The following is a 2518-nucleotide window of genomic DNA, read 5'->3' on the forward strand; positions in this document are numbered from 1 at the left end:
CCGCCCGCTTCGTCGAGCTTGCCAAGACCGCGATCCTGCACCGCGATCCACAGCGCTTCGCTTATCTGTATCAGCTGCTGTGGCGGCTGCGGACTAATCCCGAGCTGATGCACATCGCCACCGATCCGGACGTGGCGCGGCTGCAGGCCATGGCCAAGGCGATCCGGCGCGACGAGCACAAGATGCACGCCTTCGTGCGCTTCCGCGAGATCGGACGCGAGCCGAAGTCGCGCTATGTCGCGTGGTTCGAGCCCGAGCACCACATCGTCGAACTCGCCGCGCCGTTCTTCGCGCGCCGCTTCGCCGACATGGCATGGTCGATCCTGACGCCGGATGTTTGCGCGCATTGGGACGGTCATGCGGTGGCATTCACCCCGGGTGTGGCCAAGTCGATGGCGCCGTCGGAGGATCGGCTCGAAGAGACCTGGCTCACCTACTACGCCAGCATCTTCAATCCGGCGCGGCTGAAGACCAAGGCGATGCAGGCCGAGATGCCAAAGAAATACTGGCGCAATCTGCCCGAGGCGGCGCTGATCAAGCCGCTGATCGAGGAGGCCGAGCGCAAGACCCACGCGATGGTCGCGGCCGAGGCGACCGCGCCGAAGAAGCCGCAGCGACAGGAGCAGCCGATGACAAAAGCCAAGCCCAAGCTTGGCGCCGACACGCTGGCGCATCTGCGCGAGGAAGCGAAGGGCTGCCGCGACTGCGATCTGTGGAAGCCCGCTACCCAGACCGTGTTCGGCGAAGGCCCGCAGCATGCCAGCGTGATGCTGGTCGGCGAGCAGCCCGGCGACAAAGAGGACCTTGCCGGCAAGCCTTTCGTCGGCCCCGCCGGGCAGTTGCTCGACCGCGCGCTGGCCGAGGCCGGCGTCGATCGCACCAAGACCTACGTCACCAATGCGGTGAAGCACTTCACATTCGTGCCGCGCGGCAAGATCCGCCTGCACCAGAAGCCGAACACGCCGGAGATCAAGGCCTGCCGGCAATGGTACGAGCGCGAGCTCGCCACCATCAAGCCGCTGCTCGTGGTGGCGATGGGGGCCACCGCGGCGCAGAGCGTGCTCGGTAAGCTCACGCCGATCAATGCCAATCGCGGCCACCTGATCGAGCGCGACGACGGCCCACAGGTGCTGGTCACCGTGCACCCCTCTTATCTGCTGCGGCTGCCCGATGCCGACGCCAAGGAGCGCGAATATTCTCGTTTCGTCGACGACCTCAAGATCGTGGCGGCCCATCTGAAGGCGCATGCGGCTTGAGCCGGCGCTGACCGCTCCGCACGGCAGCGCACCAACCTCCACGCTCGTCGCGACATTTCCGCGCAGGCAGGGCGACGCCTTTGATTCAACCGAACCCGCACGAGTTTCGGTAACCCTCGCGGTCTGATCGGGTTGAGCAATCCTCGCGAAACAGCTATCGCTGCGACGCACTGCTGCACTGCAGAGCAGCGCCTGCAGCAAGACCAACAACAATATGCGAGGAACTTGATGTCCGTTCTCTCCCGCTCGATCGCCACCTTGGCGGCCGCCGCTCTGCTGTCCGCCGCTGGCGGTCAAGCCATGGCACAGAAGAAATACGGCCCCGGCGCCAGCGATACCGAGGTCAAGATCGGCAACATCGTGCCGTACAGCGGTCCCGCTTCGGCCTATGGCAGCGTCGGCCGGGCGCAAGACGCCTATTTCAAGATGATCAACGACAAGGGCGGCATCAACGGCCGCAAGATCGTCTACATCTCTTATGACGACGCCTATTCACCGCCGAAGGCGGTCGAGCAGACCCGCAAGCTGGTCGAGAGCGACGAAGTGCTGTTCATGTTCTCGCCGCTCGGCACGCCGTCGAACACAGCGATCCAGAAGTATCTCAACGCCAAGAAGGTGCCCCATCTGTTCCTGGCGTCGGGCGCCACCAAGTGGAACGATCCGAAGAAGTTCCCGTGGACGATGGGCTGGCTGCCGAGCTACCAGAGCGAAGGCCGCATCTATGCCAAGTACCTGATGAAGGAGAAGCCGGACGCCAAGATCGCCGTGCTGTATCAGGGCGACGATTTCGGCAAGGACTATCTCAAGGGCCTCAAGGACGGCCTCGGCGCCAAGGCTTCGCAGGTCGTGGTCGAGGACAGCTACGAACTGACCGAGCCGACCGTCGACTCGCACATCGTCAAGATCAAGGCCGCCAATCCGGACGTGCTGGTGATCTTCGCGACGCCGAAATTCGCCGCACAGACCATCAAGAAGGTCGCCGAGCTCGCCTGGAAGCCGCTGATGATCGTGCCGAACGTGTCGGCCTCGACAGGCAGCGTGATGAAGCCGGCCGGCTTCGAGAACGCCCAGGGCATCATCTCCGCTTCCTACGCCAAGGACGCCACCGACAAGCAGTGGGAAAACGACCCCGGCATGAAGGCGTATTACGAGTTCATGGCGAAGTACGCGCCGGACGCAAGCCGCGCCGACTCCTCGTTCATGACCGGCTACAACATCGCCGAGACCGTCGCGGTGCTGATCAAGCAGTGCGGTGACGACCT

The 2518-nt window shown here is 64.1% G+C and carries 2 protein-coding genes; both read left to right on the top strand.

Annotated elements, in window-relative coordinates; genetic code table 11:
- Positions 1–1256: UdgX family uracil-DNA binding protein (locus tag ACOJTD_RS11345; protein WP_420133015.1), on the top strand; the 1256-nt coding region annotated here is incomplete at its 5' end.
- A gap of 228 nt (positions 1257–1484) precedes the next feature.
- On the top strand, positions 1485–2518 hold a 1034-nt coding region (locus ACOJTD_RS11350), incomplete at its 3' end, for an ABC transporter substrate-binding protein (protein ID WP_420133016.1).

It is taken from the genome of Rhodopseudomonas sp., from assembly GCF_048594845.1.
Lineage (GTDB): Bacteria > Pseudomonadota > Alphaproteobacteria > Rhizobiales > Xanthobacteraceae > Rhodopseudomonas.